This window comes from Mycobacterium sp. Dal123C01 (genome assembly GCF_052566995.1).
The window spans coordinates 4,667,821-4,693,661 of the sequence record NZ_CP199580.1 but is presented as its reverse complement, the minus strand read 5'-3'; the positions used below and the strand labels follow the sequence as shown (position 1 = coordinate 4,693,661).

Sequence of the window (25,841 nt, the reverse complement as noted above, 5' to 3'; positions counted from 1 at the left end):
GCGGAAACACGAAATATCAACTGTGCCGGCAGGATTCGCGAATCATGGTCTGCGCCAGACCAAGCGTACGTTGCGGCGCTGCCCGTTGAGCAGTACAGGTTGGGTTGGGGTGAGCTGTAGGCGTGAGTCTGCAATCTGAACTGCGCGGTGTTGGGTGCCGCCGATCCAGTTTGGCATCAGACTGATAGCGACGTGGTGGGCAATCATGCCGCCGTCCCAGACGGTGTAGGGCCCCGAGTAGGCCACGTACCCGCTGCCGGCGGCGGCGAGCTCGTCTTTGTTGGCGGTGCCCAGGTCATCGGCCTGGAATCGAGGGCGGTCCGGGCGCATGATTTGTGCGGACATGTAACCGTCGGCAGTGTACAAGATGGTTCCTTTGACATCGGAACCCATTGGATGGCGGGCGTCGGACCCATCGATCGAATAACTCTGGTATGACTCCAATATCCAGGTGCCGCTGATGAAGGCACGTAAGTCGGCTGCAGTCAGGACGGTCATTGTGTTGGTGGCCTTTCGGCTAGGTGTAGATGTGGGTGGGTGATGGCGTTGCTGCGGCGGCGCGGCGACAGCGGGCTGGTTGTGCTAGCCGATACCGGTGACAGCAGTGTCGAAGGGTAGGGACTGCCCGTTACCCGGTGTTGTCCAGTGGCTGAAGCCATTTGTTTACGTCGTTAGCAGCGACGTCTGCATGGTTCCCGAACATCGAGAAGTGGTCGCCCCGCACGACTACATCGTCGATGCACAGCTGTGGGGCGATCCTCGTCATCCCCATCTCGAGTGGAGACAACGGTATGGCAGGGCGCACGAACAACGACGGAACTGCGGGCAGCGTAGTGGGCGTCCACGATTCGAACATGTTGAGGTAGTGCGCCATTGCAGTGAGCTGCGTTGCGCCCACGAGTTCCCTTCTAACTTCGCCGTTGAAGAGTCTTTCCGTGAGCTTTGCTTTAAACTCGGGTCTGAGTTTGTCAGCGGCGAAGTAGGTGTCGACCAGAACGACCGCGGATGGCGTGATGTTTCGTGCGTGCAGTCGCTCCGCCACTGCGTGTGCTAGCACACCGCCGCCCGAGTGGCCCAGTAAACAAAACCTTTGCCCGGCGGTAACCTCGACCACCGAGTCTGCCAGGGAGTCAACCACATCGCTTAAGCCATTGGACAAGACCTCGCCCTCTGAATATCCGGGCACTGGGACAAACCACACGTCACGCTTCCCGTCGAATTGCTCTGCAAACGCTGAATACTGGTAGACATGAGCTGGGGCGATAAAGGTAGGGAGGCACACAAGTGCCACGGTGCCTGGGCCTTGGGCAATTTTGGTCGCGGCGAGTTTGTCGGGTGACCCAGTCCCCAACTCCTCTTCGCGGCGTACGATCGCAGCGAAAAGGCATAATTCGAAAGCCAATTCGACGTCCCCCCGTCGGAACACCTTCCCGACAGTGTTGACGAATGCCTCAGGGAAGAGTTGCCCTGGATATGAATTCGACTCAGTCTCGGTCTGGGGCAAATGAGTGCGAATGTGTTCTGCGAGTTCAGCTACGGTCGGGTGATCAAAGATCAGCGTTGTGGGTAGGCGCAGTCCGGTGACGGTGTAGAGGCGATTGCGGAGTTGCATCGCCGAGACAGAATCGAAGCCCAACTGCTTGAACGCTGCACGGCAATCCACCGCCGCCGGGGAGGAATGACCCAGCACGTGCGCTACCTGGGTTTGTATGACCTCGAGTACGGCGTGTTGATTGGTATCGGCCCCACCCCGCAGCATGTTTCCCAGCATTGGTCCATTATTGACAATCTCAGTCTGGGGTTGGTATCGATGTGTCTGGGGAACCTGGTGCGGACTCGCTGACGGCTGAATCCAATACTGTTGCCGATCAAAGGAATACGTCGGCAATTCCACCCGCGCGTGCCGCCCGATGACGCGTGCCCAATCAACCTCAGCGCCAGAAGTAAACGCGGCAGCCACCGACGACAAGAACTGATCAACATCAGATTCATCACGACGCAACGACCCCACTGCCATTATCGGCTGGTCGCCGGCGCAGTCCTCGATAGCCGCGGTGAGCACCGGGTGCGGACTGACCTCGACGAACCTACGGTGGCCGCCAGCTAGCAATGCTTCGATGGCAGGCTGGAAACGCACCATGCGCCGCAAATTGGTAAACCAGTAGTCGGGGCGGAGCTGTGCGGTGTCTACCCGCTCGCCGGTGACCGTCGAATAAAGCGGCACAGCACTTGCTTGCCAACGTACCGAAGCAAACGCTGATTCCAGGGACTCACGCAGCGATTCGGTCTGCGGTGAGTGCGAGGCGTAGTTCACCGGCAACCATCGGCACCACACACCCTGCTCATCCCACCGATCCACCAGTGCCTGCAATTCCTGACGGTCGCCCGAAACCACCACCGAGAATGGGCCATTGACTGCAGCCACCGCCACCCCAGCCATCTCCAAGGCGATCAACAATTCTCGAACCTCGGCTTCAGCGAGCGCCACCGAAACCATCGCACCATGTCCCGACAGCCGCGCCAACACCTGGCTGCGCAACGCCACCACTTTGGCGCCATCGGCCAACGACAACGCTCCAGCGACCACCGCCGCGGCGATCTCACCCTGCGAATGTCCTACCACCGCAGCCGGACTGACTCCGCACGCACGCCACAACGCCGCCAGCGATACCATCACAGCCCACAACACTGGCTGCACCACATCCACCCGCGTCAGGGCATCTTCATCCCCCAACACCTCAAACAAGGACCACGTCACAAACGGAGCCAATGCCTGCGCACACGCCGTCATCGACTCAGCGAACACTGATGCTACATCAACCAGTCCCTGGGCCATCCCTACCCACTGCCCCCCTTGCCCTGGGAACACAAACACCACCTCACCTGCACCGCCGACTGTAGTTGCAGCGGTGCCGGTAACCACCCCTGGTGCTGAATTCCCTTGCGCCAACGCCCGCAAAGCACCGTCGAATGCGCCGCGGTCTGCTGCGAGTACGACCGCGCGATGGGCGAACATCGCCCGCGTCGAAATCAACGACCACGCCACATCAGCGATCCCCATCGCAAGATCACCCGCTACAAGACGTGCCAGCCGGGCGGCTTGGCCCCGTAATGCCGCCGCCGACTTGGCCGACAACACCCATGGCACGGTGTGGGCTGAAACCACGCCGCTACCCGGCTGTGTACTGGGCGATGCGCTCGCATATGTGGTCGGTGTGTGTGAGGGGTTTTCGGCCAGAATGATGTGCGCGTTGGTGCCGCTCACCCCGAATGACGAAACGCCGGCGCGGCGCACCCGACCGGGGATCGCTTTCCATGGGTGAGATGAATTAAGCAGTTGGACGGCGCCTTTCGACCAGTTAACATGAGGTGTCGGCTGTTCGGCATGTAGCGTGCGGGGCGCCTGCTCGTGCAGCAACGCTTGCACCATTTTGATGATTGCTCCGACGCCAGCCGCAGACTGGGCGTGGCCGATATTGGATTTCAGCGACCCTAGCAGAACTGGCGAGCCGTCACCACGGCCTTGACCGTAGGTGTTAAGCACGGCGTTGGCCTCGATCGGGTCCCCGAGCATGGTTCCGGTTCCGTGGGCCTCCACCACGTCAACCTCATCAGCTCTGATCCCGGCATCGGCTAGCGCGGACCGGATCACCTCTTCTTGTGCCGGGCCACTAGGCGCGGACAGCCCGTTGGAGGCGCCATCCTGATTGATCGCGCTGCCATCGATTACCGCTAACACGGATCGCCCTTCGCGACGAGCATCCGAAAGCCTTTGCAGCATCAGCAATCCAGCGCCTTCAGACCAACCAGTGCCGTTAGCGCCAGCCGCGAATGCCTTACAGCGTCCATCGCCGGACAGACCGCCTTGGATGCTGAACTCGACGAAGGTAGCAGGAGTGGCCATTACGGCTACTCCTCCGGCCAGGGCCATATCGCACTCACCCGACCGAAGTGAACGTGTAGCGAGATGCACCGCCACGAGCGATGAAGAGCAGGCCGTGTCGATCGTGACCGCTGGTCCGCGCAGTCCCATTTTGTAGGCGATTCGGCCCGACGCCACGCTTCCCGCAACACCAATACCCCGGTACCCGGTCAGGTCCGGAATGTCGACCCCATCACCGTAGTCGTGGTACATGAGCCCGACGAACACCCCGGTCGCGGTGTCGCGCAGGGAATCCGGCGCAATGCCGGCGCGTTCGGCAGCTTCCCAAGCTAGCTCCAACAGCAGTCGCTGTTGGGGGTCAGTTGCCAGCGCCTCACGGGGCGACATATCGAAGAATTGCGGGTCGAACCCGGCGACGTTTTCGAGAAATCCCCCAGATGCAGTAGCGCTGGCGCCCTGCCCCCCTGACGGATTCAGCAGGCTCTCCAAATCCCAACCTCGGTCGGCGGGAAACGGGCCAATCGCATCCGTCTCAGTCGCGATCAACTTCCAAAGTTGCTCCGGTGACGCAACCCCACCCGGGAAACGACAGGCCATCCCAATGATTGCTATGGGTTCCGCAACTGACGGCAAAATGCGGACCTGCTGTGGCTGTTTCGGCTGGCGCGCGTCTGAAGTTAGCAATGATTCGAGGTAACCCAGCAACGCCATTGGGGTCGGCTGGTCGTAGATCACTGTCCCAGGCAGTTCGAGGCCGGTGACGGCCACCAAACGGCTGTGTAGCTCCACACCTAGCAATGAGTTGAATCCCAACGCCCCGAAGGGCTGATGCAGGGCCAGTTCCGGTGCGCCGAAAGGAAGATTCAGCACTTCGGTCATCACGTCTTCCAACGTTGCCTTGAGTGCGTTGATACCTTCGACGCCGGCCGCGAGCCGTTCGACCCATGCAGCGGCGAGGACGGGGTCGGCGCCGCGGGTGGTGCTTTGCTCATCCTTCGGTTCGGAGGCTTCGAGCCCGTTCCGCAATTCGTGGCGCTTGATTTTCCCTGTCGCAGTGCGCGGGATCGCTTCCACCGTGACGATATCTACGGGCACCTTGTAGGCTGTTAACTCCTGCCGGCATGCCGCGATCGATTCCCGCACTCTTTGCTTAAACTCGTCAACGGAGAGCGGCTGGCGCGGTATGACGGCAGCGACCGGGACTTCGCCGAGTGCCGGGTGCGATTGGCCGACCACTGCGACCTCGCTGATCCAGTCGTGACCAGAAAGAATGTTCTCGATCTCGCCGGGGTAAATATTCTGCCCACCCCGGATGATCAGTTCCCGTACTCGCCCGCGTAAATAGAGGTTACCCTGCTCGTCGAGGACTCCGAGATCACCTGTGGAGTACCAGCCCTCGCTATTGAGTACCTCGCGGGTTGCCTGATCCCGGTGGTGGTAGCCGAGCATGACGCTGGGCCCGCGGACCAATATTTCACCGTCGGCTCCTGATGGCAGCTGCTCTCGGGTGTCCGCGTCGACGATGCAGATTTCCAGGCCCGGCACAACGTGTCCGCACGAGCCGGGCACTGGCTCATCGCCGGGCCGGGTGATAGTGATGGGACCGCCCGCCTCGGTGCTTCCATATGAATCAATCATGGGGACTGCTAGAACTTGAGTGAACCGATCTTTCATTGCTGTGGTGACCGGCGCCCCAGCAGAAAGGCACGCCCGCAACGCGTGCAGATTGATTGCGCCACGGGCTTCGACTGCATCGGCTAAATAGTGGTACATCGTAGGAACACCCGCGAGTAGCGTGTAGTCGCGCTCCGTCAATGCGGTTAGCACGGCGTCGGTGTTGACCCCGTCGAGCACGTGCGTGTGGGCTCCGGCTATGACCGTGGCCAAGTTGGCGAATATAACTGCAAGACTATGAAATAGGGGTAATGGCCACAGCATATGGTCGTTGCGGTCGAGACCGAACACCGAAATGTAGCTGTTGGCCGCGCTCCACAAGGAACTACGTAACGTCCACCGCACACCCTTGGGTGCGCCAGTGGTGCCCGATGTGTACAACAGAAACGCCGTAACGTCCAACTGCGGATTATCGGGAGGACCGTTGCCGACCGCTTTGCAAGCGATTGTCTCGAGATCAAGGGCGGGGAAGTCTATTTTGCCCAGGGGGGTATCCACGTCGCCCATGGGACCGACCACGAGCACCCGAATCGAGGGAATGGCCTTTAAGGTCGGAACCAGCCCCGGAAGCCGGGTGCCTTCGGTGACGATCCATTCAGCGCCGCTATCGGACAATTGGTGATGCAGCTCCGTCTGTGTGAGCGACGGATTCAACGGTACAACCACGGCAGCCGCACGCAAGACCGCGTAGAAAGCCTCCAACATCTCCACCCGATTGCCCAGGCAAAGCGCTACCCGGCCTCCTGGTTGCAAGCCATTGATTGCCAAGTGCGCGGCGATATTTCCGGTTCGTTCATAGAACGAGCCGTAGGTAACCGCTCGCCGTTGGTCAGAAAATGCGGTGCGACCGGGGTCAAGCTCCGCGCGGCGACGTAGTATCTGATGGATCGGCTCAACTGGAGTAGCCAACGCGAAACTCCTTATCAGTTATGGGATTTACCCTGATGTATTGGATGTGGCAACTACCCGAGTTGCCGCTTTGAATACCATCTCGGCACTTCGTCGTCGACATAGTTTGACTGGATGAGATGGGACATGGTGGTGTCTGCCGTGACAACTCCTGCGGGTGGTCTGGGAGCGCGCAAGCATCTACCAAGATGCAAAGCACTCCAACTCCACCGCAACAATGTTGGGTTGATTGGCAGCGCGCACAGCTTCATTCATGTGGTGACGGGATCGCTGAGCGATTCGAATGTACGTTGGGCGCTTAGCCTTACGGCTGAGTTGGCTTCGCAGTACCCGCTATACCCGCCGGTGCGCTGGACAACCTCGAAGAAGATGCCGTTGGCGATCGCGGGTGTGAAGAAATGGTAATACTCGCCGCCCATGCCGTCAGTTTCGTACAGAACACTGTAGCGGCGCATCATGTTTAGCCATGATGGGTCAAGGGCGACGCGTGTGTCCAGGTCGTCGTAATAGTTCACGGGTATTGGCATGGGATCAAAGCCGCGTCCTCTCAGGTATTTTGCTGCGATGAAAATATCGCTGGTGCCGAAGGCGATATGTCCGACACCGCCGACTCTCCTTGGCGGCTGTGTGTCTGGGGTTGAGATTGTGCCTGGCACCGTGTTAAGTACCACGCGTAGAATGCCTGCATGCTGGCTGTCCACGGTAAACGCGCGGCTGCGTGTCAGGCCCATGGCGTCGACGACATCTTCGACTTTATGAGCACGCATTCCGAACACCGACCGCAGGAGTAGCGTCACGCTTGCCCACCTGTCTTCAGGGACCGGCAGGACCACGTGGTCTATGTGGGTGAGAAACGTTTCATGATCTGTTATTTCGGCCCGCGGAACAAGTTCGAATGTTGGCGCCCACGCCGCAGTGCACGCGCGTGGGTGCAGATCAAGTGATGCCTCATCGGTGAGTCCAACTCGAACGACGTCGACACTGCCTTGAGCTGTCGTTACGTTGACGCTAGTGGTGGGCAGGCCGAAAGCGATTGCTCGGCTCTTCCAATTCGCTGGCGTGTCGCTACGAATTCCTATGCAGGCCAAGGCAGGTGGGTGTGAGGGCGTCATCGAAGCGGGGTGGCAGGTGGGAGGGGTTCCTGGGTCGATGATGACATTCAGCGGACCATGGGTAAGCAGCTGTTGGCTGTGTTCGCCTTGCGCTGCGACGAGCTTGAACCCGAGGTGACGCATCGTCGCCCCCAGGGCCGGCGCATGAGCAGTTCCTGCGGATAGCTGTAGACAGAACGCGTCTGCTGCCGGGCGGGGGTTGGGTGGTGAAGAGAAAAATTTCGGTAACGGGTGAGAGTAGGCGTCGGCAACTTGTTCCTGCAGGTATAACAGTGAACGATGCCCATCCCGTGCCGTGGGTGCCGCAGGGCTGTGACGGAATACGTCGTTGAAGATCTCTAACGACCAAGGTCCGTCGTATCCGGATTCGAGAAGGTACGTGCAGAATGTTGTCAGGTCGAAGTCGCCTTGTCCGGGGAAGCATCGGTGATGACGACTCCACTGGAGTGTGCCCATTGGCAATAGCGGAGCATCGGCCAGCTGGACGTGGAAGATCTTCTCGCCGGGAATGCCGGCGATGCCGGAGGGGTCCTCACCGCGAGAGAGGATGTGAAAGCTGTCCAGGCACAGGCCCAGCGCGGGATGGTTGACTTGCCGCACGATGTTCCATGCATGACCATAGCGATTCACATGGGTAGCCCAAGCCAGTGCCTCGTAGGCAAGTTTGATGCCGTGTTGGTGTGCCAGCTCGGCGGCCGCGCCGAGTTGCTCGATGAGCATGGTGTCTTCACACACTGCAGACGGGAGGGTCGACGAGCAAACCAGCAATGTCTGGACGCCGAGCTCTTCCATGATGTCGAATTTGCGCTGCGCGCGAGTAAGTTTGCGTGCGAATTGATCTGCGTCGGCCGAGTCGAGGTCGCGAAAGGGTTGATATAGATCGATGGCGAGTTCGAGTTCGTGGACCCATCGTGCGAGGCGTCGCGGCGCGAGTGGGCAACTGATCAGGTCGGATTCGAGTAGTTCGAAGCCATCAAATCCGGCTTCGGCGATCGCTAACATCTTGTCCTCGAGAGACCCGCTGAGACAGACCGTTGCCATCGATGTCTTGATTGCTGACTGCCAGGACCATGCCATGGGCGAAGCGCTCTTGCTCTTGTGCGATTCGCCACTGCTATCGCGAAAAGCGTTTGTTTTCATTGGTCCCCCTTACGTGGGTCCATGTCGTTGACGCTGACGACTGTGTCGCTAGCGTTGAGATCCGTGCGGTATCGCGGGTCACCGATTGCCGATCCGGCGGCATGGTGTAGTCCGGGGAGTGGTTGCAAGCAAGTCGACTGTTGCTGGGGCTGGCGCGCGCACCTGGTCATGCGGTCTTCGTTGCGCATAGCACCGCAAATTCGAGCGGCAGATGGTGCCGGTCGCACAACGTGAAACCCGCTTCGTTGAGTAAACGTTGGTAGTGCGCGACCGTTCGCTCTTGGCCGCCGACGTTGCAAAGCATATGGATATCCCACGCCGCAGCCAGTGATGGTGCATCATCCTCAGGCAGCAGGCGTTCGATAACTAGCAATTGCGCGCCAAGCGTCATCGAGTCTGAACACCGTCTCAAAATTGCCTTGCACTGCTGGTCATCCCAGTCATGCAGCACGCGCGAGAGCAGATATACGTCGCCCCCGGGCGGTACGCTGCTGGTGAAGTCCCCTGCGACGAGGTCGCATCGCTCGACATATTCGCCGAGGTTGACTTCTGCCGCGGCCAGCGCATTCGGGCGCTCGTACAACACACCTCTCGCATGGGGCGCTGCGTGCAGGATTTGTTTGAGCAACTCCCCGTTGCCCCCACCCACGTCGATGACCAAACGGGCACGGGCAAGATCCACTAGCTCGGCCACTCCTTTCAATGCCGCGGCGCTGGCGGCCATCGCCGCATTGAACTCGAGTTCAGGTCTTTGCGCGAAGTAGTCGAAATGACCTTGGCCGAACGCGTATGCAAAAGAGTCCTGTCCTGTCCGCACGGCACGTCCCAGGTGTTTGAACGACTCATAGAAGGTGCCGCCGTACAACGACGCCAGTGGGCGCATTGAGTTCGGTATGTCGCTTCGTAGCCACTGTCCCACCTCAGTTAGCTCGAAGCGGTCACCAATCGTCCTAAGCACACCCACACTTGCGAGGTAACGCATCAAACGGCGCAATGTAGCGTGGTCGGCCCCGACCCGCTCCGCCAGTTCCTCCGTCGGCACCCCTTGAGCAATGTGGTCGGCTAGGCGTAATTCGCTCGCTACGGCGACCGCCTGCGTTGCCCACGCGCCGCTCATTACTTCCAGCAATCGATGGGCGGGATGGTCAAGCTCGGTTGTCTGCGACTTCACGCGTAATCTCTCCGTTGTAGTAGATCGTTTTCCCTCAATGTGTAGCCAGTTTCGCTGCGCGATTGCTACTCGTACGATCACACGTCACATCGGAGACTCCCATCGAGATACTTTCAGCAGGGATCAAATCAGCCTCTGCTGAGCGCTACGAGCTTTCTGAGCAACAGGTTTCAGGTAATTGCTGGAACGATGCTTCAAATCAGTCCTGAGGCAATCCCTGCCCAGGACGGCGTTTACTACCGCCAACTCATCGAATCTGAGGCAATCCCTGCCCAGGACGGCGTTTACTACCGCCAACTCATCGAATCTGTTGGCTAATAACGATTATCGAGCGCGCCCCGAGCCTCCGCCACTCGGGGGCGTAGTGACATCACCGCTAGTCTTTTGACGGCACTCGCTGGTGGTCGGCGTTTGGAGGTCGTGTTGTTTCGGTAGGTAAGACGTGCTTGATGTGAGCGTTGACCGAACTTCCGGCGGTCGGCTACCGGCTGGCGGCGCGGGTCGCAATGCCCTGTTTGCGCTGTGCCACCGTGCACCTTGGGCGGGTGGTGGTGCGACCTGGGCCTCGGCACGCTGGCCGCACTGCGATCGTCGATCACACGTAGCTGCCTCGCATACGGCGACAGCAGCGTGCTCCATCAGCCTGTCGATGCGCTTTGTCTTCCGAAGGTCACATTTTGATAACAATAGTCACAATCGCACTACACCATGGCGACACGCCTGTTCTAAACCACCACGCAGCCCTTCGCAGGTTCATACTCGATCGCATAGGCCGGCCGCCCTAACCAAGCGAAGGAGCAGCACTTATGTCCGTCGAGAGGTTGGCAGAGGCCGTATACGAAGACCTCGCATTTGAAGCGGTAGCCACATTGGCCGGCCGCAAGCCAGAAGCGCAATCGCGACCGGTGTGGAGCAAGGAAGTCAACGACACAACGCTGACGATCATCGAGCACCGGGCGCGCGACTACACGAGTTACGAGCTGATCGGTGACGATGAGCGCGACGTCTCGCTGGGACGGTTTTCCACTTACCCAGCCGCCACTGCCGCGGTCAGCAAGTGGACGCACTACATCGAGGTCGGTGGCTCGGTCGGCAGGTGGCTGGCCCACTACGCGGGTGGTTGTGGTGGCGGTCAGGTAATCCAGATGCCCATCAGGCGAAGCGTGTAGCAAGCCCTGGCGGGCCGGTTAGCCGGCCCGGGCTGCTGACCGCGAGACCCACATTCCGTAGTTCCAGTACGGCGGGGCATATCGATCTTCATGCGTTAAAAATTCTCCGTAAGAATCATCACACACCGCCACCGATTCCCCCACGTCGCCACCGGCGCTGACCAGCGATGACGGGGCGACGGCCCAGCTGGCCGGGCATGCACAGCCGTGCTGCGATGAACGTCCCGCGAATCCGCGCCGTCACCATCAAAGTGGTGCGCAAAGCCAGGCAATATCCGTGCGCCCCCCGTGGTTCATACTTGAAGGAATGCGCGGGCTTCGCGTATTGCTCGGTACGACAGCAAGGCAGCGCAGATGACGAGGTTGGACTCCGTCGAGAGAGCGGTTGCCGACATTGCCGCCGGTAAGGCTGTGGTCGTCATCGATGACGAGGAGCGCGAGAACGAGGGCGATCTGATCTTCGCCGCCGAGAAGGCGACGCCGGAGATGGTGGCTTTCATGGTGCGCTACACCTCGGGTTACCTGTGTGTCCCCCTGGACGGAGCGATCTGCGACCGGCTGGGCTTGCTGCCGATGTACGCGGTCAACCAGGACAAGCACGGGACCGCCTACACGGTCACCGTCGATGCAAGACTTGGTGTCGGTACCGGGATTTCGGCGTCCGACCGCGCTACCACGATGCGGCTTTTGTCCGATCCCGCCAGTATTGCCAACGATTTCACCCGCCCAGGTCACGTGGTTCCGTTGCGCGCCAAAGACGGCGGCGTCCTGCGCCGGCCGGGCCACACCGAGGCCGCCGTCGACTTGGCCCGGATGGCGGGCCTGCAACCCGCGGGTGCGATCTGCGAGATCGTCAGCCAAAAGGACGAGGGCGCGATGGCCCAGACCGATGAACTGCGGGTCTTCGCCGACGAGCACGATCTCGCGCTGATCACCATCGCCGACATCATCGAATGGCGGCGCAAGCACGAGAAGCACGTCGAGCGGATCGCCGAAGCGCGCATCCCTACCCGGCACGGGGAGTTTCGTGCCATCGGTTACGCGAGCATCTACGAGGACGTCGAACATGTTGCGCTGGTCCGCGGCGACATTGCCGGGCCGAGCGGCGAGGGCGACGACGTGTTGGTGCGCGTGCACTCGGAGTGCTTGACGGGTGATGTGTTCGGCTCGCGCCGGTGCGACTGCGGACCTCAGCTCGACGCCGCGATGGCCATGGTCGCGCGGGAGGGCCGCGGGGTGGTGCTGTACATGCGCGGCCACGAGGGCCGCGGCATCGGCCTGATGCACAAGCTGCAGGCCTATCAGCTGCAAGACGCCGGCCATGACACTGTCGACGCCAACCTCAAGCTCGGATTACCGGCCGATGCAAGGGATTACGGAATCGGCGCACAGATCCTCGGGGACCTCGGAGTACGCTCGATGCGGCTGCTGACCAACAATCCGGCCAAACGGGTCGGCCTGGACGGCTACGGACTGCACATCATCGAGCGCGTCTCTCTTCCGGTGCGGGCCAACGCGGAGAACATCCGCTACCTGATGACCAAGCGGGACAGGATGGGACACGATTTGGCCGGGCTCGACGACTTCCATGAATCCGTCCATCTGCCAGGCGAATTCGGTGGTGCTTTGTGAGTGGATCCGGTGAACCGCAGGTCGCGGTGCTGGATGCGTCGGGTGTACGGCTCGGCATTGTTGCGAGCACCTGGCACAGCACAATCTGCGACGCGCTGCTGGCCGGCGCCCAGAAAGCGGCCGCCGCGTCGGGCATCGACAGCCCGACGGTGGTCCGGGTACACGGCGCGATCGAGATTCCGGTGGTGGCCCAGGAACTCGCCCGCAACCACGACGCCGTCATCGCCCTCGGTGTTGTGATCCGTGGTGCGACGCCACATTTCGAGTATGTTTGCGACGCGGTAACCCAGGGTCTGACTCGGGTCTCGTTGGACTCTTCGACGCCAGTCGGCAATGGAATACTGACGACCAACACCGAGGAACAGGCCCTGGAGCGGGCCGGGCTCCCGACGTCCGCCGAGGACAAGGGCGCCCAGGCCGCCGGGGCCGCACTGACCGCCGCACTGACCTTGCGTGACTTGCGCGCTCGGTCGTGACTCGGCTGTCGTCCCGCGAGGAATGGGATGTCGAACTGCGTCCGCACTGGACGCCGCTTTTTGCTTACGGTGCGGCGTTTCTGATCGCCGCGGCGCACATCGCGATCGGCTTGCTGCTGAAGGTCAGCTCTAGCGGCGTGATCTTCCAAACCGCCGACCAGGTGGCGATGGCCATTCTGGGGCTGGTCATTGCCGGCCTCGTCCTGTTGTTCGCCCGGCCCAGGCTGCGGGTGGGGGCGGCCGGCCTTTCGGTGCGAAACCTGTTGGGAGACCGGCTGGTTCCATGGCCGGAGGTGGTCGACGTGTCCTTTCCTGCGGGCAGTCGCTGGGCGCGTATCGATCTACCCGATGACGAGTACATCCCGCTGATGGCGATCCAGGCCGTCGATAAAGACCGGGCCGTGGATGCCATGGATACCGTGCGGTCGCTGCTGGCCCGGTATCGGCCTGATCCGCGGACGCGCTGAACACCGAGGGCGACGACATTGCCGTACGATCGCCCGATGGCACGGCAATTGGGGGCAGCGGTCGGATCGGTCCTGGTCGCGTTGATGCTGTGTGCGTGCACCACTTCGGTCAGCGGCCGGGCGATCCGAGCTCCCGGACAGTCTCCGGCCGGAGGTTCGACGTCCGGCTCACCAGCGCCCGCGCGGATTGCGGCGCGCGACTTGCTGCTGCAGGACGGGGATCCCACCCCGGCGGGTCGGGCGACTGCGGTCTCGGTGGGCGACAGCTACTTCACCAGCGTGCAACCACCGGATTGCACTGCCGCCCTGTTGTTCAAAGGTTCGCCACTGCGACCGGCCCGCTCATCGGATCACGCCGAATCGGGATACCGGGTCGACGGCCAGGCCCTCTATGCCGAATCGATCGACGTCTACGACAAAAGCTTGAACACCCACGATGTGGTGTGGAAGGGCTTCGGCGCCGTGTCGAAGTGCCACGGCGACGCCGTCGGTCATGCCCCGCTCGGGGACTCCCGGCCGATGCGGCTCAGTTACTTCGGCACACCCTCGGACGGTGTCTTGGTGTGGACCATGACCGCCCCGGACTGGACCTGTGACTACGGGCTGGCCGTGCTGGCGCGCACAGCCCTGATGCTGTCGCTCTGCGACTTCAAACCCGGATTCCCAATGGCGGACTGGGCGTCGAAAAGAAGGGCGCAGCTAGACAGCCGAACGGCCTGACAGTTTGCTCAGTAGTTCTTGCAGTCGGTCATCATCTGCTTGAAGATCGGGAACGCTTGGTCTGCTCCCGGGTTGTTCTGGATCGCCTTGAGCAGATTCACCCGCTGGTCCGGCGACGAAGCCATGAACGTCTGCAGAAATTGCAGGTTGGGCGGCGACTGGTCGAGGTACTGCGCGGCCATCGGGTTTTCCGCGTGCACTGCTCGCATCGCCTGGTCATACGTGCAGGTCGTGTTGACCATGGGGCCGATATCGGGAGTAGCTGATGCGACCCCCACTCCGGCGGTCAACGACAATGCCAGACAGCCAACCCCCACGGCCAGCCCGGTCAATGGTCGTTTGCTCATGTAAAGACTCCCTCCAACTGTTGCACTCACTCTAGCCCCCCAGCTAACCCGGTGCTTAGCCCGAACGGAGGCTGCCCAAACCGTCGGGCTCGTTCGCGGCGAGCGAAAGGCGGGCAATTTCGGCCACGCGATCCCGATCGGACACCTCCCGTTTCGCGGCTACTAGCCTGGATACGTGGCAGATCCCGCGACGTATCGTCCCGCTCCCGGATCCATTCCGGTCGAGCCCGGCGTCTACCGATTCCGGGACTCACACGGGCGGGTGATCTACGTCGGCAAGGCCAAGAGCCTGCGCAGCCGGCTGACGTCCTACTTCGCCGACGTCGCGAGTCTGCACCCGCGCACGCGGCAGATGGTGACCACCGCGGCCAAGGTCGAGTGGACGGTGGTGAACACCGAAGTCGAGGCGTTGCAGCTGGAATACAACTGGATCAAGGAGTTCGATCCACGTTTCAATGTCCGCTACCGCGACGACAAGTCCTATCCGGTGCTGGCCGTCACCCTCAACGAGGAATTCCCCAGGCTGATGGTCTATCGCGGGCCGCGGCGCAAGGGTGTGCGCTATTTCGGCCCGTATTCACACGCGTGGGCGATCCGGGAGACGCTGGATCTGCTCACCCGGGTGTTTCCCGCGCGAACCTGTTCCGCGGGAGTGTTCAAGCGGCACAAGCAGATCGACCGTCCGTGTCTGCTCGGCTACATCGACAAATGCTCGGCGCCCTGCATCGGCAGGGTCAGCCCCGAGCAACATCGCCAGATCGTCACCGATTTCTGCGACTTCCTGTCCGGCAGGACAGACCGGTTCGCCCGCGAGCTGGAACAGCAGATGCACGCCGCGTCCGACCAACTCGATTTCGAACGGGCAGCGCGGCTTCGGGACGACCTCGGCGCGGTCAAGCGGGCGATGGAGAAACAGGCCGTGGTGCTCGGCGACGGCACCGATGCCGATGTGGTGGCGTTCGCCGACGACGACCTCGAGGCGGCGGTGCAGGTGTTTCACGTCCGCGGCGGCCGGGTCCGCGGCCAGCGCGGGTGGATTGTCGAAAAGGCCGCAGAGGCAGGCGATTCCGGAGAAGAGCTGTTGGTTGAGCAGTTCCTGACGCAGTTCTACGGCGAGCAGGCGGAGCTGGGCGGTGCCTTGAAAGAAGCCACTGACGAGTCCACCAACCCCGTTCCCCGTGAGGTACTGGTGCCATGTCTACCGTCCAACGCCGAGGAGTTGGCGAACTGGCTGTCCGGGCTGCGCGGGTCCCGGGTCGCGCTGCGGGTGCCGCGCCGCGGGGACAAACGGGCGCTGGCCGAGACCGTGCAGCGCAACGCGAAAGAAGCGCTGCAGCAACATAAGCTGAGACGGGCCGGTGACTTCAACGCCAGATCCGCAGCGCTGCAGAACATTCAGGACGCTCTGGGGTTGGCGGATGCGCCGTTGCGGATCGAGTGTGTCGACGTCAGCCACGTACAGGGCACCGATGTGGTCGGCTCGCTGGTGGTGTTCGAGGACGCCCTGCCCCGCAAGTCGGACTACCGGCACTTCGGCATCCGGGAGGCCGCCGGGCAAGGACGCTCCGACGACGTCGCTTCCATCGCCGAGGTGACCCGCCGCCGCTTCCTGCGGCACCTCAGCGACCAGACCGACCCGAATATGCTTTCCCCGGAAGGTAAATCGCGCCGGTTCGCCTACCCGCCCAATCTGTACGTCGTCGACGGCGGCGCCCCGCAAGTCAACGCGGCCAGCGCCGTTCTCGAGGAGCTCGGCGTCACCGATGTCGCGGTGATCGGTCTGGCCAAGCGGCTGGAAGAGGTGTGGGTGCCGTCGGAGCCGGATCCCATCATCCTGCCGCGCAACAGCGAGGGTCTGTATTTGCTGCAGCGCGTGCGCGACGAGGCGCACCGGTTCGCGATCACCTACCATCGCAGCAAGCGATCCAAGCGAATGACTGCGTCGGCGCTGGATTCGGTGCCAGGATTAGGAGAACATCGCCGCAAGGCGCTGGTGACCCACTTCGGATCGATAGCCCGCCTCAAGGAGGCCACCGTCGACCAGATCACGGCCGTTCCGGGTATCGGCGTGGCAACGGCCACGGCCGTCCTCGAGGCGTTGCGACCCGAGCAGCCTGGAGCCTCGGCATGACGAGTCAAATTGGGGACAGCGAACAGCGGCCCGGCCCGGTGCGCGCGGAGTTGGCCGGCGGCCACCCGGGTGACGACGCCGCCGGGATCGACGTCGTTCTGGTCACCGGGTTGTCAGGGGCCGGGCGGGGGACAGCGGCCAAGGTGCTCGAGGACCTCGGCTGGTATGTCGCCGACAACCTGCCACCCCAGCTGATCACCCGGATGGTGGATTTCGGACTGGCCGCCGGATCGCGGATCACCAAGCTCGCCGTGGTGATGGACGTCCGGTCCCGCGGATTCACCGGCGACCTCGATGAGGTACGCAACGAACTGGCCACCCGCAATATCAGCCCGCGGGTGGTGTTCATGGAAGCATCCGATGACATGCTGGTGCGCCGCTACGAACAGAACCGCCGCAGCCACCCACTGCAGGGCCAGCAGACGCTGGCCGAGGGCATTGCGGCCGAGCGCAGGATGCTGGCACCGGTTCGCGCCACCGCGGACCTGATCATCGACACCTCCACGCTGTCGGTACGGGGCCTGCGGGAAAGCATCGAGCGCGCGTTCGGTGGTGAGGCGAGCACGTCGACGAGCGTCACCGTCGAGTCATTCGGCTTCAAGTACGGCCTGCCGATGGACGCCGACATGGTCATGGACGTGCGATTCCTGCCGAACCCGCACTGGGTCGACGAGTTGCGCCCACTCACCGGGCAACATCCGGCGGTGCGCGATTACGTGGTGGGCCAACCGGGCGCGGCGGAGTTCCTCGACACCTACCATCGATTGCTGTCTCTGGTTGTCGACGGCTACCGGCGGGAGGGCAAGCGCTACATGACGGTCGCGATCGGCTGCACCGGCGGCAAACACCGCAGCGTCGCGATCGCCGAGGCATTGATGCAGTTGCTGCGAGCCGATGAACGACTGTCGGTGCGGGTGCTGCACCGGGATCTGGGCCGCGAATGAGCGCACCACATAGCGAGGGCATCGTCGCGCTGGGCGGCGGACACGGCCTGTACGCGACGCTGTCCGCGGCGCGCCGGCTGACCCCCTACGTCACCGCCGTGGTCACGGTCGCCGACGACGGTGGCTCGTCGGGCCGGCTGCGCAGCGAATTGGACGTGGTGCCGCCGGGTGATCTGCGAATGGCGTTGGCGGCGTTGGCATCTGATAGCCCATACGGGCAACTGTGGGCGACCATCCTGCAGCACCGGTTCGGCGGCAGTGGGGCCCTGGCCGGACATCCGATCGGCAACCTGTTGCTGGCCGGCCTGTCCGAGGTGCTGGCCGATCCGGTCGCCGCCCTCGACGAGCTGGGGCGCATCCTCGGCGTCAAAGGCCGGGTGCTGCCGATGTGCCCGATCGCGCTGCAGATCGAGGCCGACGTGTCCGGCCTGGAGGCCGACCCGCGGATATTCCGGCTGATCCGAGGTCAGGTCGCCATCGCGAGCACACCGGGCAAGGTGCGACGGGTGCGGCTGATGCCGCCGGATCCGCCGGCCACCCGACAGGCCGTCGACGCGATCATGGCCGCCGATCTGGTGGTGCTGGGGCCCGGGTCGTGGTTCACCAGTGTGATCCCGCATGTGCTGGTCCCGGAGCTGGCCGCGGCGCTGCAGGCCACCACGGCCCGCCGTGCCCTGGTGCTCAACTTGGTGGCCGAGCCGGGGGAGACGGCCGGTTTCTCGGTGGAGCGTCATCTGCATGTGTTGGCCCAACATGCACCCGGCTTCACCGTCCACGACATCGTCATCGACGCCGATCGAGTGCCGAGTGAGCGGGAACGCGAGCAACTGCGCCGCACCGCGACGCTGCTAAAGGCCGACGTCCACTTCGCCGACGTGGCCCGACCTGGTACACCTTTACATGATCCGGGCAAGCTTGCGGCGGCGCTGGACGGCGTCCGAACGGGCCGCCCGGGTCCGGCTGCGCCTTCGGCGAAGGCCACCGCAGAGATTCGGGTCGACGGTGAAAGTCCACCGACGGGCGTGAACGGACCGGCTGGCAGCGGACCAAGGGGTGACGACGCGTGGCGATGACGACCGAAGTCAAGGACGAACTGAGCCGCTTGGTAGTGAAATCGGTCAGCGCGCGTCGAGCGGAAGTCACCTCCTTGCTGAGGTTTGCCGGCGGGCTGCACATCGTGGGTGGCCGCGTGGTCGTTGAAGCCGAGGTGGACCTCGGCAACATCGCGCGCCGCCTGCGCAAGGACATCTTCGACCTCTACGGCTACAACGCGGTCGTGCATGTGTTGTCGGCCAGTGGGATTCGCAAGAGCACCCGGTATGTGCTGCGGGTGGCCAACGACGGCGAGGCGCTGGCGCGTCAGACCGGGCTGCTCGACATGCGGGGCCGTCCGGTGCGCGGTCTGCCGGCTCAGGTCGTCGGGGGCAGTATCGGCGATGCCGAAGCCGCGTGGCGGGGGGCCTTTTTGGCGCACGGGTCGCTGACTGAGCCCGGACGTTCGTCGGCGTTGGAGGTCAGCTGCCCCGGCCCGGAGGCGGCCCTGGCCTTGGTGGGCGCGGCCCGCCGGCTCGGGGTCAGCGCCAAGGCCCGCGAGGTGCGTGGCGCCGATCGCGTGGTGGTGCGCGACGGCGAGGCCATCGGTGCGTTGCTGACCAGGATGGGCGCCCAGGACACCCGGCTGGTCTGGGAGGAACGCCGGATGCGTCGCGAGGTGCGGGCGACGGCCAACCGGCTCGCCAATTTCGACGACGCCAATTTGCGCCGCTCGGCCCGGGCCGCGGTCGCGGCGGCCGCCCGGGTGGAGCGGGCGCTGGAGATACTCGGCGACACCGTCCCCGACCATCTGGCCACGGCCGGTAAGTTGCGCGTGGAACACCGGCAGGCTTCGCTGGAGGAGCTGGGCCGGCTTGCCGAACCTGTGATGACGAAAGATGCTGTGGCGGGCCGTATTCGGCGATTGCTGTCGATGGCCGACCGCAAGGCGAAGGTCGAAGGCATCCCCGACACCGAATCGGCAGTGACGCCAGATCTGTTGGAGGACGCCTAGCCGCGTCGCGGCGGGGGGAACCATATGGGGGGCGCGTGGAGGGATTGTTGCGGATAGCTCGACGGGATTTGCTGGCGAGGACTACGGTCATCGCATGAAACGGCTTTCGAGCGTCGACGCGGCGTTTTGGTCTGCAGAAACTGCGGGCTGGCATATGCATGTGGGTGCACTGGCGCTCTGCGATACCCGCGACGCGCCGGACTACAGCTTCCAGCGGCTTCGCGAACTGCTCATCGAGCGGCTGCCCGAGTTGCCGCAGCTGCGCTGGCGGGTCACCGGAGCGCCGCTCGGGTTGGACCGGCCGTGGTTCGTCGAAGACGAGGACCTCGACATCGACTTCCACCTGCGTCGCATCGGCGTTCCCGGTCCCGGGGGCCGCCGCGAACTCGAAGAGCTGGTCGGCCGGCTGATGTCCTACAAGCTGGACCGTGCCCGCCCGCTGTGGGAGCTCTGGGTGATCGAGGGCGTCGAGGGCGGCCGGGTGGCAACGTTGACCAAGATGCATCACGCCATCGTCGACGGGGTCTCCGGAGCCGGTCTGGGCGAAATCCTGTTGGACGTCACGCCGGAACCCCGCCCGCCGCAACAGGAGACGGTGGGATCGCTGGTCGGACTTCAAATTCCCGGCCTGGAACGGCGCGCAATCGGCGCGCTGATCAACCTCGGCGTCAAGACGCCCTTCCGGATCGCCCGGCTGGTGGAGCAAACGCTGCGCCAACAGGTCGCCGCACTGGGCGTCAGCAGCAAGCCGGCGCGATACTTCGACGCGCCCAAGACCCGGTTCAACGCACCCGTCTCGCCGCACCGGCGGGTCACCGGTTGCCGGGTCGAGTTGGCCCGCGCCAAGGCCGTCAAGGACGCCTACGGTGTCAAGCTCAACGACGTGGTGCTGGCACTAGTGGCCGGCGCCGCCCGCGAATACCTGCAGAAGCGCGGCGAGCTGCCGGTCAAACCGCTGATCGCGCAGATCCCGGTTTCCACCCGGACCGACGACAACCAGAGCGACGTCGGGAACCAGATCAGTTCGATGACGGCATCGCTTGCCACCGATATCGACGACCCCGCCGAGCGGCTGCGGGCCATTCATGACAGCACGCAGAGCGCCAAGGAAATGGCCAAGGCGCTGTCGGCGCATCAGATCATGGGGCTCACCGAGACCACCCCGCCCGGGCTGCTGCAGCTGGCCGCGCGCGCCTATACCGCCAGCGGATTGTCGCGAAATCTGGCTCCGATAAATCTCGTGGTGTCGAATGTGCCCGGTCCGCCGATGCCGTTGTACATGGCCGGCGCCAAGCTGGAATCGCTGGTGCCGCTGGGCCCGCCGGTCATGGACGTCGCCCTGAACATCACCTGCTTCTCCTACCAGGACTCGCTGGACTTCGGTTTCGTGACCACGCCGGAGATTGCCAACGACATCGACGACATGGCCGATGCGATCGAAGCGGCGCTGGTCGAACTCGAGAAAGCGATGGAGCTGGCCTAGGCGGTTAGTCGCGGCGTAGATAGGTCGTCGCGTACACCCAGGACAAGAACCGCGCCACGGCCTCGGCCGATTGATGCGCCCGCGGGGAACCGAAGATGTCGAAAGCGTGCTGGGCGCCGGGCAATTCGGCGTAGGCGACGGGCGACTTCGACACCGCGCGCAGGTCCTTGACGAACTCTTGGGCTTCGCCGACCGGAATCAGCGAATCGTCGTGGCCGTGCAAGACGAAAAACGGTGGCGCCTCGGCCCGTAGCCGGCGGATCGGCGAAGCATCGACGTAGATATCGCGGTCAGTCTCCAATTTCCGCTTCACCACGAACTTTTCGAGCAGCTCGACGAACTCACGGCGACCTTCGCCCTCGGTGGAAAACCAGTCGTAGCGTCCGTACACCGGAACCGCGGCGACCACTGAGGTGTCGGCATCTTCGAAACCCGGCTGGAATTGCGGGTCATTGGGTGTCAGCGCGGCCAGCGCGGACAGGTGGCCGCCCGCGGAGCCGCCGGTGATCGCGACGAAGTCGGGGTCTCCGCCGTATTGCGCGATGTTCTCCTTGACCCAGGCCAGCGCTCGCTTCACATCGACGATGTGATCGGGCCAGGTATGCACCGGGGAAACCCGATAGCCGACCGACACGCAGACCCAGCCGCGGGCGGCCAGATGACTCATCAGCGGGTAGGCCTGCGGGCGGCGCATTCCGATGACCCAGGCGCCGCCGGGGATCTGCACCAGTACCGGTGCTTTGCCGTCGCGGGGCAGGTCGCGCCGGCGCCAGATGTCGGCGCGATTCGCGCGGCCGTGCGGACCGTAGGTCACGACGTTCGTCTTCTCGACATAGCGCCGCCGGGCCACGGTGGTACCCAGCGGCAGGCTGCGCCGTCCGCGGCGCTCGGGCTCGGTCTGGGGCAGGTCGGTCAGCGCCTCGGTGTAGTCGGGTCCCAGCTGTTCGCGTAGCCCCGCCTCCAGCACCGGCCCGGGAGTGGTGACGCCGCGGTAGCGGATCACCGCGAGGATCGCCCACGACGCCGCCGTCAGGGCCATGGCGGCCTTGCCCCGGCGCCCGGCGAAGTCGCCGCGTCGGCCGCGGCGCAGCGCGTCGATCAGCGAGGCGGAGAAGTACAGGCCCGGCACTTCCGACGTCGGCCAGCCGAACCAGAACACCAGGACGGTGCGGTAGCCCTTACGGGCGAGCGGACGTAATCCGTTGGCGGCGTTGATGAATTCCACTGCCGCGCGCAGCAGCGGCCTTTTGCTGAAGACGCGCCGGCGCATCAGTCACCCACTTTTGATTGCAGTTCGGCACGCAGTATCTTGCCGGTGCTGCCGCGCGGGAGTTCGTCGAGAACCGAAATCTCGCGCGGCACTTTGTAGTTGGCCAGGTTGTCGCGGACGTGTTGTTTGAGCGTATCGGGCGTGGCAGTGGAGCCGGGCCCGAGCACCACGAACGCCGCCAGCCGCTGGCCGTACTGCTCGTCGTCCACACCGATCACCGCGGCCTCGGCCACTTCGGAGTGCGCGGCAAGCGTTTTCTCCACCTCGATCGGGTAGACGTTCTCGCCGCCGGAGACGATCATCTCGTCGTCGCGGCCGACGACGAACAGCCGGCCGTCCTCATCGAGGTAGCCGACATCGCCCGACGACATGAACCCGGCGTGGAAATCCTTGGTGACGCCAGAGGTGTACCCGTCGAATTGGGTGTCGTTGCGGACGAAGATGGTGCCGACCTCGCCGGTGGGCATTTCGTTGAATTCCGGGTCCAGGATCCGGATTTCGGTTCCGCCCGCCGGCTTGCCGGCGGTATCGGGCGCGGCGCGCAGGTCCGTCGGCGTGGCCGTGGCGATCATGCCCGCCTCGGTGGCGTTGTAGTTGTTGTAGATCACGTCACCGAACTGATCCATGAACGCGGTGACCACATCGGGTCGCATCCGCGAACCCGATGCAGCGGCGAAGCGAAGGGAACGGCCGCTGTAGCGGTTGCGGACTTCGTCGGGCAGCTCCATGATCCGGTCGAACATCACCGGGACCACGGCCAGCCCGGTTGCCTGGTGGCGGTCGACGAGGTCAAGCGTGGCCTCCGGGTCGAACTTGCGCCGGGTGACGATCGTGCACGCCATCGACGCGGCGAAGATCAACTGTGAAAAGCCCCACGCGTGGAACATCGGCGCCACGATCACGATCGTCTCCTCCGCGCGCCACGGCGTGCGATCCAGGATCGCCTTGAGCGTGCCGATCCCGGCTCCACCGCCAGACTGCTTGGCGCCCTTAGGACTTCCCGTGGTTCCGGAGGTGAGCAGGATCATCCTGCCCTTGCGGCCGGTACGCTGCGGCTGCTGGCCGGCGTGGTCGGCGATGAGCCTCTCGACGGTTAGGTCTTGCGGGCCGTCGGCCCAGGCCACGATGCGGGTGGCGTCCGGTTTGTCGGCCAGCGCGCGATCCACCGTCGCGGTGAACTCCTCGTCGTAGATCGCGGCGTCGACGCCTTCGCGGTTGACCACCTCGGCCATCGCCGGTCCGGCGAACGACGTGTTCAGCAGTACGACGTCGGAGCCGATCCGGTTAGCGGCGACCAACGCCTCGACGAAGCCGCGGTGATTGCGGCACATGATCCCGATGACCTTCGGCTGGCCAGACGCCACGCCCTGCAGTGCGGCCGCCAACGCGTTGATCCGCTCGTCGAGCTGCCGCCAGGTCAGCGTGCCGAGTTCGTCGATCAGGGCGGGCCGGTCCGGGCAGCGCTGCGCCGCACCGGCGAAACCCACAGTCATGCCCATGCCCTCGCGACGCATCGCCGCGGCCATCTTCAGGTAGCGGTCGGGCCGCATCGGCGCGATCATTCCCGCGCGTTGCAGCGTGGCCAAGACGCCTAACACGCCGCGAGCCTGGTCGAGGGGAGATGCCATGGCTCAGCCCAGAATCGGGAAGCGACGCTTGGCGGCGAGATCCTTGAGGGCCTGCTGCATCACCGACCGCACGTGCTGGTCGACCTCGTCGATGTCCGGGTCCTCACCGAACTGCTCGGTGATGTGGATCGGTTCCAGCACTTGGGTGATGATCTTGGTGGGCAGCGGCACGTTGGGAGGGACGACGGCCGACAGCCCGAACGGAAAGCCGAACGAGACCGGCAGGATGGCGCTGCGCAGCAGGCGCTTGATACCCAGCCGCTCGGCGAGCCAGGTGCCGCGGGTCAGGTAGAGCTGGGTCTCCTGACCGCCGATGGATACCGCGGGAACGATCGGCACGCCGGCCTCGATCGCCGTGCTGACGTATCCCTTGCGGCCGTCGAAGTCGATGACGTTCTCCGACAGGGTCGGCCGGTAGGCGTCGTAGTCACCGCCGGGAAAGACCACCACCACGCCGCCGGAGCGCAACGCTTTGGCCGCGTTCTCCCGGTTGGCCCGGATGTAGCCGGTCCGCCTGAACAGCCCGCCCGTCACACCCATGAACAAGATGTCGTGGCTGAGCGTGTAGACCGGCCGCTCGTAGCCGAACTTCTCGTAGAAGTCGACGCTGAAGATCGGGACGTCCATCGGGAACATGCCGCCGGAGTGGTTGCCGACCACCAGCGCCCCGCCGGACGGGAAGGAATCCAGCCCATGCACCTCGGACCGGAAATACCGCTTCAACACCGGGCGCAGCACACCCATCAGGCGCCGGGTCAGGCCCGGATCGAATTGGCCGATCTCGGGGTCGTCACTGTCGGTATCGCTCACTTCGCTCACCTGCCCCCTCGTGGCCTCGCTCGAGACTTCGCGCGTTGAGTCCCTAGATGGTAGCCAGGGCCTCCTAGCGGATGGCTAACAGGCAAACACTCAGACCTTTCTCGCCCCCGGCGCGCACGTGAACATGGCGGATAACGGACACGCGATGCGGTTGCCCGCCAACATGGTTCAAGACACCCCGACCCCTAGTAGGCGCCGCCTCTCAGAGGCTGGCCTGGTGGTTATTCTGTGCTAGCAAAAGCGACCTAGGTTTCGGCCCGAAGCATATGGCGCAGGCCACATTCCACGAGTTATTGTTACCGAACTGACAATCAAATGCGGGTTGAGAGAGAAACAATGGACATCGCTGGTTTGTCCGACGAACGTGATGCACGCTCGGTCGTAGCGCACAGGTCGAGTGGTACCCGTGAGCGGCGCGGGCACACGCCTCGCGGCAGCACGGGTCATCCCGTTCCGGCGCACGTCCGTCAAGCAGGATCGACGTCGACCGCGCTGACCACGAACCAGCACGTTGGTCGCGCCACGGTGGTGGCTGACACGGCAGATCAGCGCCAGGCCGACTACTTCCTGCGCCTGCTCACTCAGAACCGCCGCATCATCGACCAGCGCATCGACGGCTACCACAAGGCGATTGCCATCGCCGAGGCCAAAGGTGACGCCGAAAGTGTGAGTGTCTTCCGGCGCACGGCGCGCATCGAGGAGCACGAGCGCAACGTTCTTGACGCCATGATCGACAACCTGCACCGCAGATTTCCCGTTCCGCAGGCGACCGAGGCACCGCAGATCCCGGGCGGCCCGTGGCTTGTGGTCCGGTAGGAC

The 25,841-nt window shown here is 63.7% G+C and carries 19 protein-coding genes; 11 read left to right on the top strand and 8 right to left on the bottom strand.

All coding sequences use genetic code 11. The features are described 5' to 3' along the window. Window positions 1-42: 42 nt before the first annotated feature. The 4 genes from ACTXG5_RS21890 to ACTXG5_RS21875 form a co-directional block, all read right to left on the bottom strand. Window positions 43-498 carry a lipocalin-like domain-containing protein gene (locus tag ACTXG5_RS21890; RefSeq protein WP_445160784.1) on the bottom strand — a complete coding sequence of 152 codons (456 nt, stop codon included), beginning with the start codon at window positions 496-498 and terminating at the stop codon, window positions 43-45. A gap of 130 nt (window positions 499-628) precedes the next feature. Then, window positions 629-6,466 (bottom strand): type I polyketide synthase, encoded by a 5,838-nt coding sequence (locus tag ACTXG5_RS21885; RefSeq protein WP_445160783.1) that lies wholly within the window; start codon window positions 6,464-6,466, stop codon window positions 629-631. 251 nt (window positions 6,467-6,717) lie between these two features. After that, a complete protein-coding gene (locus ACTXG5_RS21880) occupies window positions 6,718-8,655 on the bottom strand; it encodes a TIM barrel protein (protein WP_445164538.1) in 1,938 nt (645 codons plus the stop codon). Window positions 8,656-8,884: 229 nt separating this feature from the next. Beyond that, window positions 8,885-9,889, bottom strand: coding sequence for a methyltransferase (locus tag ACTXG5_RS21875; protein WP_445160782.1), 1,005 nt, complete (start codon window positions 9,887-9,889; stop codon window positions 8,885-8,887). A gap of 806 nt (window positions 9,890-10,695) precedes the next feature. Between ACTXG5_RS21875 and ACTXG5_RS21870 the strand changes: the two genes are divergently transcribed. The 5 genes from ACTXG5_RS21870 (at window position 10,696) to ACTXG5_RS21850 (ending at window position 14,353) form a co-directional block, all read left to right on the top strand. Then, window positions 10,696-11,058: a hypothetical protein gene (locus ACTXG5_RS21870; protein ID WP_445160781.1), complete on the top strand. Its 363-nt coding sequence runs from the start codon at window positions 10,696-10,698 to the stop codon at window positions 11,056-11,058. 354 nt (window positions 11,059-11,412) lie between these two features. Next, on the top strand, window positions 11,413-12,690 hold the full coding sequence (locus ACTXG5_RS21865; RefSeq protein WP_445160780.1) for a bifunctional 3,4-dihydroxy-2-butanone-4-phosphate synthase/GTP cyclohydrolase II: 1,278 nt from the start codon (window positions 11,413-11,415) through the stop codon (window positions 12,688-12,690). Continuing rightward, window positions 12,687-13,166 carry a 6,7-dimethyl-8-ribityllumazine synthase gene (ribH, locus tag ACTXG5_RS21860; protein WP_445160779.1) on the top strand — a complete coding sequence of 160 codons (480 nt, stop codon included), beginning with the start codon at window positions 12,687-12,689 and terminating at the stop codon, window positions 13,164-13,166. The genes ACTXG5_RS21865 and ribH overlap by 4 nt, the downstream gene beginning before the upstream one ends. 5 nt (window positions 13,167-13,171) lie before the next feature. Further along, window positions 13,172-13,633, top strand: a complete 462-nt coding sequence (locus ACTXG5_RS21855) for a PH domain-containing protein (protein WP_445164537.1) — start codon at window positions 13,172-13,174, stop codon at window positions 13,631-13,633. 36 nt (window positions 13,634-13,669) lie between these two features. Beyond that, window positions 13,670-14,353 carry a hypothetical protein gene (locus ACTXG5_RS21850; protein ID WP_445160778.1) on the top strand — a complete coding sequence of 228 codons (684 nt, stop codon included), beginning with the start codon at window positions 13,670-13,672 and terminating at the stop codon, window positions 14,351-14,353. 8 nt (window positions 14,354-14,361) lie between these two features. On the opposite strand, the gene ACTXG5_RS21845 is transcribed toward ACTXG5_RS21850, so the two are convergent. After that, window positions 14,362-14,700: a hemophore-related protein gene (locus ACTXG5_RS21845; protein ID WP_445160777.1), complete on the bottom strand. Its 339-nt coding sequence runs from the start codon at window positions 14,698-14,700 to the stop codon at window positions 14,362-14,364. 175 nt (window positions 14,701-14,875) lie between these two features. Here ACTXG5_RS21845 and uvrC point away from each other — a divergent pair, with 175 nt between their 5' ends. The 5 genes from uvrC to ACTXG5_RS21820 all read left to right on the top strand — a co-directional run bounded on the left by uvrC (window position 14,876) and on the right by ACTXG5_RS21820 (window position 21,305). Continuing rightward, complete coding sequence (gene uvrC, locus ACTXG5_RS21840; RefSeq protein WP_445160776.1) at window positions 14,876-16,831, top strand: excinuclease ABC subunit UvrC; 1,956 nt, start codon at window positions 14,876-14,878, stop codon at window positions 16,829-16,831. Then, complete coding sequence (gene rapZ, locus ACTXG5_RS21835; RefSeq protein ID WP_445160775.1) at window positions 16,828-17,775, top strand: RNase adapter RapZ; 948 nt, start codon at window positions 16,828-16,830, stop codon at window positions 17,773-17,775. Before uvrC ends, rapZ begins: the two co-directional genes overlap by 4 nt. Then, on the top strand, window positions 17,772-18,848 hold the full coding sequence (yvcK, locus tag ACTXG5_RS21830) for a uridine diphosphate-N-acetylglucosamine-binding protein YvcK (RefSeq protein WP_445160774.1): 1,077 nt from the start codon (window positions 17,772-17,774) through the stop codon (window positions 18,846-18,848). Before rapZ ends, yvcK begins: the two co-directional genes overlap by 4 nt. Then, window positions 18,845-19,822, top strand: coding sequence for a DNA-binding protein WhiA (whiA, locus tag ACTXG5_RS21825; protein ID WP_445164536.1), 978 nt, complete (start codon window positions 18,845-18,847; stop codon window positions 19,820-19,822). The genes yvcK and whiA overlap by 4 nt, the downstream gene beginning before the upstream one ends. A gap of 94 nt (window positions 19,823-19,916) precedes the next feature. Continuing rightward, entirely contained in the window at window positions 19,917-21,305 is a 1,389-nt protein-coding gene (locus ACTXG5_RS21820; protein ID WP_445160773.1) for a WS/DGAT/MGAT family O-acyltransferase, read from the top strand. 4 nt (window positions 21,306-21,309) lie between these two features. On the opposite strand, the gene ACTXG5_RS21815 is transcribed toward ACTXG5_RS21820, so the two are convergent. Genes ACTXG5_RS21815 through ACTXG5_RS21805 form a run of 3 tightly spaced genes read right to left on the bottom strand, consistent with a single transcriptional unit; the run spans window position 21,310 to window position 25,013 of the window. Then, window positions 21,310-22,575: an alpha/beta hydrolase gene (locus ACTXG5_RS21815; RefSeq protein ID WP_445160772.1), complete on the bottom strand. Its 1,266-nt coding sequence runs from the start codon at window positions 22,573-22,575 to the stop codon at window positions 21,310-21,312. Next, complete coding sequence (gene fadD12, locus ACTXG5_RS21810; protein ID WP_445160771.1) at window positions 22,575-24,203, bottom strand: acyl-CoA ligase FadD12; 1,629 nt, start codon at window positions 24,201-24,203, stop codon at window positions 22,575-22,577. The genes ACTXG5_RS21815 and fadD12 overlap by 1 nt, the downstream gene beginning before the upstream one ends. A gap of 3 nt (window positions 24,204-24,206) precedes the next feature. Continuing rightward, entirely contained in the window at window positions 24,207-25,013 is an 807-nt protein-coding gene (locus ACTXG5_RS21805) for a lysophospholipid acyltransferase family protein (RefSeq protein ID WP_445160770.1), read from the bottom strand. 345 nt (window positions 25,014-25,358) lie between these two features. Between ACTXG5_RS21805 and ACTXG5_RS21800 the strand changes: the two genes are divergently transcribed. Continuing rightward, window positions 25,359-25,838, top strand: coding sequence for a hypothetical protein (locus ACTXG5_RS21800; RefSeq protein ID WP_445160769.1), 480 nt, complete (start codon window positions 25,359-25,361; stop codon window positions 25,836-25,838). Window positions 25,839-25,841: the final 3 nt, after the last annotated feature.